The sequence below is a fragment of the Aequorivita sp. CRS11 genome, assembly GCF_059693805.1.
Map to the genome: position 1 here is coordinate 54,538 of NZ_JCATIG010000011.1, position 6,549 is coordinate 61,086.

Genomic DNA, 6,549 nt, shown 5'->3' on the forward strand with positions numbered 1-6,549 from the left:
ATATTTGCCGCCTTTAAAAAACCAAAATGCTAGCAAAATATCTATTATCTTTTACCCAAAACCCAAAAAACGATATACTTTCTGGGCTTACCGTAGCTTTGGCTTTAGTGCCTGAAGCCGTTGCATTTGCCTTCGTTGCTGGAATTGACCCTTTGGTCGGCTTATACGGCGCGTTTATGATGGGAATTGTTACAGCGCTTTTTGGCGGTCGCCCGGGAATGATATCTGGAGCTACGGGAGCAATGGCCGTTGTAATGGTTCATTTAATTCAAAAAGGAAATGAAGTTGGATTAACTTTGGCTGAACCTGTTCAAAATCTTGGTTTGCAATGGCTCTTTATCACACTTTTGTTTGTGGGTGCCATCCAAATTATGGCCGGGGTTTTTAGATTGGGAAAATTTGTTCGGCTCATTCCACATCCTGTAATGATGGGGTTTGTAAACGGTTTGGCAATCGTAATTTTCCTTTCGCAATTGGGGCTATTTAAAGAAAGCCGCGGCACCGTGCCGCAATGGCTAACCGGTGCAGATTTATGGGTGATGTTGGCTTTGGTTGGGTTGACAATGGGAATAATGTTCGGTTTGCCGAAACTTACCAAAAAACTTCCAGCAGCATTGATAGCAATTATCGTGGTGGCTTGCATAACTATCTTTGGAGGTATTGACGTGAGCACTGTTGGCTCCTTCATTCGTGACGGTGGCGGAAGTGGTTTAAAAGGTTCGCTTCCCCATTTTCAAACGCAGATTTTTGGGTTTTTAGAAACACTTAACGGGCATTGGGACTTAATACTTTCTACAGCATTTTTATTGGCAGCCGTCGGTTTGATTGAATCTTTAATGACGCTGAATTTAATTGACGAAATGACCGAAACCCGCGGAAGTGGAAACCGTGAATGTGTTGCCCAAGGTGGCGCAAACATATTAAACGGTTTTTTCGGCGGAATGGGTGGTTGTGCAATGATCGGTCAATCCATCATCAACGTAAGTTCGGGCGGACGCGGTAGATTATCGGGCGCTACGGCGGCAATTGCGCTTTTGTGTTTTGTTCTTTTTGGTGCGCCGTTGATTGAACAAATTCCCATCGCAGCTTTGGTGGGAGTAATGTTTATGGTTGTTATAGGCACCTTTGCGTGGAGCAGTTTTAGGATTCTTAATAAAATTCCAGTGGCAGACGCCATTGTTTTAATTACCGTTTCCGCAGTTACCGTTTGGCAGGATTTGGCTATTGCGGTGCTTGTGGGTGTAATTATGAGTGCGCTTGTTTTTGCTTGGAAAAGTGCCACTATGATACGTGCCCGAAAACGAATTAAAGATGACGGAACGAAAGTTTATGAAATTTGGGGACCTTTATTTTTTGGTTCAACCACTGCTTTTAATAGTAAGTTTGACGCTTCAAATGATCCGGATTCAATAGAAATTGATTTTATCGAATCTAAAATTTCGGACCATTCCGGAGTTGAAGCTGTTAGGAATATTGCAAATAAATATCTCGACAGTGGAAAGCAAGTGAAACTTACACACCTCAGCCCAGACTGCAAAGCCCTTCTTTTAAAATGGAATCCTGAGTTTGAAACTATTATTGAAGATTCTGTTGAAGATCCGCGTTATTATGTGGTTACTGATACTTTGGATGCGGATGTTTCTTAATTAGTTCTTACGGGAAAAAGAGAAATCAACTTTTTTGGCTTCACCATTTAGCGTTCCTTCAATCCAAGCGTGGAGTGAATCTTTTGCTGGATTTGTATAGATAATTCGCTGTGGAAAATCGTGGTTTTTATTTTCAAAAGTAAACTGTCCATTTTCCGAAGGAATCAGTTTAAAAGTTACGGGGTTTTCTTGCTCAGGTTTGGCAGTTGCAACCGTCAATAACAAACTATCTGCCTTTTGTTCCAAAGCCATCGTTTCAGCAAAAACAGTTTCTTTTCCAACTTGCGTAAAACTGAAAGCAGTAAAACTGCTTGGACTTTCTTGCGACCAAGTTTCTTGTGAAAACTCTTCGCCATTTTGATTTATCCAAGTTCCCAAAATCCACTGAAGTTGGTCTATTTTTTCAAATTTTTCAGAGGTAATTTCAGTTTTCGGTTTTTCTGCATCCGAATTGTTTTTACAGGAGTTGAGTAATAGCGGAAACACTAAAAACAACAAATACTTTTTCATAAGTTTAGGTTTTGTTCGGTGAAGGTATCAAAAAAAGTTTTTAGCTATAGTATTCTTAATCCGTTCTGAACTTCTTTTCCGGGCTCTAGTAAAGTAACATTTTTCCCTTCCACAGCGCCCAAAACAAGGCATTCACTCATAAAATTGGCGATTTGTTTCTTCGGAAAATTCACAACGGCAACTACTTGTTTCCCAACCAATTCCTCTTTTGAATAAAGCGAAGTAATCTGTGCCGATGTTTTCCGCTGCCCTATTTCGTTTCCAAAATCTACTAAAAGTTGATACGAAGGATTTCGTGCTTCGGGAAAATCATTTACTTCAATTATGGTTCCCACGCGCATTTCGACCTTTTCAAAATCGGCCCACGAAAGATTATTCGTCATGGTGAATGGTAAGTTTTTTAATCATTTCTGGAGAAATTTCGCCTTGATCTGCGCCGTAAACATCAACAAGCAAACCTTTCTTGCCATCGTGGGTTTCAATCAAATAAAGAATAGTGTTGTCGCCCGGATTGGTCATTCCTTCAAAGCGATAGAATTTCACAACGTCCAATTCGCCAGCCTTCCACTGCATTTTAAGATTTTTGGACTCTATGCCTTCGCCCACAAGGTTGAAATCTTCGGTAAAGCCGTGGTTTTGTAAATCTTCAATAGCCACGGATAATGATGAATATGAGTTTTTCATCTGTATAAAATATTTGGGAAAAAAGAAGATGGAATGCCCAAATTCACATCATCCTTTTGTTTATAAATCGTTAATGGGCATTTCATAATAATTGTTTTAATTTTTTAAAGTTAATGGAGATAGTGCGCAACGGCAAACATTTATAAAATCTTTAACCTGACGAACACGATAGGCACTCCTCCATTTTACTTGCTTTTTAGTTTAGAATGTTGTATATTTATTTTTATTTTTTTTGTAAAAACCCGTCGATCTTCACCTTTTATTTCTATTGATTTATTTGAAATTAAAGTCTTCCATATTTCTCTTTAACTCAACTTTATTTAAAATTGTCCTGATGTGAACCCAGACCTGACCTAGACTTCACTTGGACCTAACCTGGACTTAACTTGGACCTCACTTGCCATAAACATTCATTAAAGCCAAATTTAGCATTCAGTACTTAAGACTTTCAATTGTCTAAATATGTATCAAAATGCGTGCTCCATAAAAGTTGAAAAATCGTAACTTTAAACCAAAGTTTACAACCAATACTGAAAAGAATACCATGGCCAGAACAGAATCTAAAATGCTTCCGTTGGGAACCAAAGCGCCCGATTTTACATTGATTGACGCGGTAACGAACAAACCTGTTTCATTAAAAAATGTGCGTGGCGAAAAAGGCACTGTGATTATGTTTATCTGCAACCACTGCCCATTTGTGAAACACGTTAACGAAGAAATTGTGCGCATATGCAATGATTATCGTGTTACAGGTTTTGGGTTTGTGGCCATAAACAGCAACGATGTTATCAATTATCCCGATGACTCCCCAGCGAAGATGTGGGTAACCGCAAGAAAACATAATTATACTTTCCCCTATTTGTTTGATGAAACACAAGAAGTGGCAAAGGCCTATGACGCCGCTTGCACACCTGATTTTTATTTATTTGACGATGAATTGAAACTCGTTTATCGCGGTCAATTGGATAATTCCCGTCCTGGAAATGGCATCCCCGTAAACGGAAGGGATTTGCGTGAGGCTTTGGATAATTTATTGAACAACAATCCACAGCGGAAAGATCAAAAACCGAGTATTGGGTGTAATATTAAGTGGAAATAGCCCTCCCGAAACGAGTTCGGGACAAGCTCTAACCCCCGAAGGGGGAATTTCATACGCTTCGCTAATAAGCTCCTCCCCTTTGGGGAGGCTGGGAGGGGCTTACCATCCTTCCCTTTTCAATAAGTTTTCAATATGTGCGTAATGGTGATTGCTGTGCCAAGCGTAGCTACCCACTGTTTCCGCAAGTGTGTAGTTTCTATTTCTGTCTGGATGATGAAACTCTCTTAGCAATTGCTCATGTGATAATCCTTTTATTAGGTAAACCCACTTTGCGTGTAAGGAATTCAGTGCAGCTAGCGATAATTCAATAGGTGCTTTTTTGGCATCAGCCGTTTCTGCCCATGCTTTTTCATCATAGACTTTTATGGTTGGCAATGCTTCAGTCAATGCCCATTTAAAACGGTTATAGGCATTGTGATGGCTGTCATAAACGTGATGGATTGTTTGGCGCACCGTCCAACCTCCCGGCCTGTAAGGTGTGTTCAACTGATCTTCGGAAAGGTTACTCACCAAATTATTTAACCTATTCGGAAAATGTTCCAAGATGGAAATCCAAGCTTGCTGTATTTCAGCAGTAATATTTGAAGGGCAATCGAACTTGCCGATCGGGTATTTTAGTTTTTCTAAATCCATGTGTTAAAAGTACAAAACGCCCCGATAGCTCGAGACGTTTTGCCTATTTATTAAATTTGTTCTTTAAACTATTTAACATCCATTAATTCAACATCAAAAATCAAGGTTGCGCTTGGAGGAATTACCCCGCCTGCACCACGCTCGCCGTAACCTAGATGCGAAGGAATCACAAAACGGGCCTTATCGCCCACCTGCAATAATTGAATGCCTTCATCCCAACCAGAGATTACTTGCCCAACGCCCAATTGGAAGTCGATTGGCTGTTTTCTTTTGTATGATGAATCAAACTCGGTTCCATCAGTCAGCGCACCTTTGTAATGTACTGAAACAGTTTTTCCCTTTTCAGCTTTTTTCCCGCTTCCTTTTTGGATTATTTTGTAAAGAAGTCCGCTATCCGTTCTATCAAAACCTTCCGAAACTTTCTTTAGTTCAGCTTCCTCTTTTGCTTTTTTTGCGGCAATGCGCTGTTCCCTTTCACCTGTAAAACTTCTAAAAGCCTCAACAGCGTTCCATTTTTTAGCTTCCTCACCTACGCGGATTATTTCAACTTTCTGCATTGTATCGCCTTGTGCAACGCTATCAACCACATCTTGTCCTTCCACTACATTTCCAAAAACGGTGTGTTTGTTATCCAACCAAGGGGTGGCAACGTGGGTGATAAAAAATTGGCTCCCATTGCTCGCCGGTCCCGAATTAGCCATAGAAAGTACGCCCGGAGTATCGTGACGCAGGTCTTGATGGAATTCATCCTCAAAATCGTAACCCGGTCCGCCAGAACCTGTTCCCTTTGGATCGCCCCCTTGAATCATAAAATCTGGGATTACACGGTGAAATTTCAAACCGTCATAATAGGGTGTTCCCTGTGGTTTTGCTGAATTTTCCAAGTTCCCTTCTGCCAAAGCCACAAAGTTTCCAACCGTTCCCGGGGTTTTGTCGTGGGTTAGTTTTATAAGGATTTCTCCTTTTTCGGTCGTTATTTTTGCGTAAATACCGTCTTGCATTTTTTGTTTTTTTAAATTGAAATGCAAAGGTAAGGAAATAGGAAGAAAGAATTACTAGCGACTAGCGATGAGGAATGAGCGATTAGGGTTCTACATACATACGTTAGGGTTCTACACACATACGTTAGAGTTGTGGGACGTATCCGTTAGGGTTCTACACACATGCGTTAGGGTTGGTGTACCTATACGGAAGGGTTCTGAACCCTAACACATGGTTTCAAGACCCTAATACATGGTTACAAGACCCAAACGGGAAGGGTTGAATGGTATCTAGCGGGGTTTAGGGATTATAGGGAAGGTTGCTGAACGTATATAGCAGGGTTTGGAAAGGGTAAATTTGTATATTTGGGAAATACACAACATAAAAATATTAAAACTTGGGTATAGCCAACTATATTAGCGGTATAAACCCAATAGAGTTGGGGATATAAACAAGTTAGCAATAATTTAATGAAACTCACGAAAATCTTCATATTGACAATTGGAATCATAACGCTGATTGCGTGTGAAACAAATGAACGGAAAAAAGATTTAATTGGAATTTGGGAATCATACGAATCTCATCATTCCAAAGTTGCTTTGACGTTTTACAAGGACTCAGTCATTACAGAATCTTTAGGAGGAGAAATGCGAACGAATTCCAAATGGAATATTGATGAAAGTAAAATTTATCTGAATCAAATTCGACTTAAAGACACAATTTTAAAAGACAACTTGATTTACGAATATGAACTGAATAAAAATAAAGATACATTGTGGATTAAAGTTGAGAACGGAAATGCAGATGACTATAGCACTATGAAAAAAGTTGCCGAAAATCCATTTACATCTGAATTATAAAAACTATTGCTAACAATGGTAACCGTTGCACAACCCCTTAATTTTTTAAACCTGAACCAATATAGGCCGTTTTAAGCGGCTTTGCTTTTTTGGTCAGGCTTGAGAATGAATCAAATTTGGTGCCTTTAAAAAATGC

At 39.7% G+C, this 6,549-nt stretch carries 8 protein-coding genes; 3 read left to right on the top strand and 5 right to left on the bottom strand.

Features of this window, described 5'->3' with window-relative positions:
* The first annotated feature begins 26 nt into the window (after nt 1-26).
* A complete protein-coding gene (locus AC58DT_RS14640) occupies nt 27-1,646 on the top strand; it encodes a SulP family inorganic anion transporter (RefSeq protein WP_497217554.1) in 1,620 nt (539 codons plus the stop codon).
* Here the strand turns inward: AC58DT_RS14640 and AC58DT_RS14645 are convergent, their stop codons facing one another.
* The 3 genes from AC58DT_RS14645 to AC58DT_RS14655 are packed head-to-tail and all read right to left on the bottom strand — an operon-like array spanning nt 1,647 to nt 2,840.
* The gene (locus AC58DT_RS14645) at nt 1,647-2,156 is read right to left on the bottom strand and encodes a DUF6265 family protein (protein WP_497217555.1); all 510 of its coding nucleotides are present in this window, start codon (nt 2,154-2,156) and stop codon (nt 1,647-1,649) included.
* Nucleotides 2,157-2,200: 44 nt separating this feature from the next.
* The gene (locus AC58DT_RS14650; RefSeq protein ID WP_497217556.1) at nt 2,201-2,539 is read right to left on the bottom strand and encodes a tRNA-binding protein; all 339 of its coding nucleotides are present in this window, start codon (nt 2,537-2,539) and stop codon (nt 2,201-2,203) included.
* Nucleotides 2,529-2,840 carry a phosphoribosylpyrophosphate synthetase gene (locus AC58DT_RS14655; RefSeq protein WP_497217557.1) on the bottom strand — a complete coding sequence of 104 codons (312 nt, stop codon included), beginning with the start codon at nt 2,838-2,840 and terminating at the stop codon, nt 2,529-2,531. The genes AC58DT_RS14650 and AC58DT_RS14655 overlap by 11 nt, the downstream gene beginning before the upstream one ends.
* A 544-nt stretch (nt 2,841-3,384) precedes the next feature.
* Between AC58DT_RS14655 and AC58DT_RS14660 the strand changes: the two genes are divergently transcribed.
* On the top strand, nt 3,385-3,939 hold the full coding sequence (locus AC58DT_RS14660) for a thioredoxin family protein (RefSeq protein WP_497217558.1): 555 nt from the start codon (nt 3,385-3,387) through the stop codon (nt 3,937-3,939).
* Nucleotides 3,940-4,038: 99 nt separating this feature from the next.
* Here the strand turns inward: AC58DT_RS14660 and AC58DT_RS14665 are convergent, their stop codons facing one another.
* Nucleotides 4,039-4,572, bottom strand: a complete 534-nt coding sequence (locus AC58DT_RS14665) for a YfiT family bacillithiol transferase (protein WP_497217559.1) — start codon at nt 4,570-4,572, stop codon at nt 4,039-4,041.
* Between the two features lie 68 nt (nt 4,573-4,640).
* Entirely contained in the window at nt 4,641-5,573 is a 933-nt protein-coding gene (locus tag AC58DT_RS14670; protein ID WP_497217560.1) for a peptidylprolyl isomerase, read from the bottom strand.
* 474 nt (nt 5,574-6,047) lie between these two features.
* On the opposite strand from AC58DT_RS14670, the gene AC58DT_RS14675 reads away from it, so the two are divergent.
* Nucleotides 6,048-6,413 (top strand): hypothetical protein, encoded by a 366-nt coding sequence (locus AC58DT_RS14675; RefSeq protein ID WP_497217561.1) that lies wholly within the window; start codon nt 6,048-6,050, stop codon nt 6,411-6,413.
* The last annotated feature ends 136 nt before the right edge of the window (nt 6,414-6,549 follow it).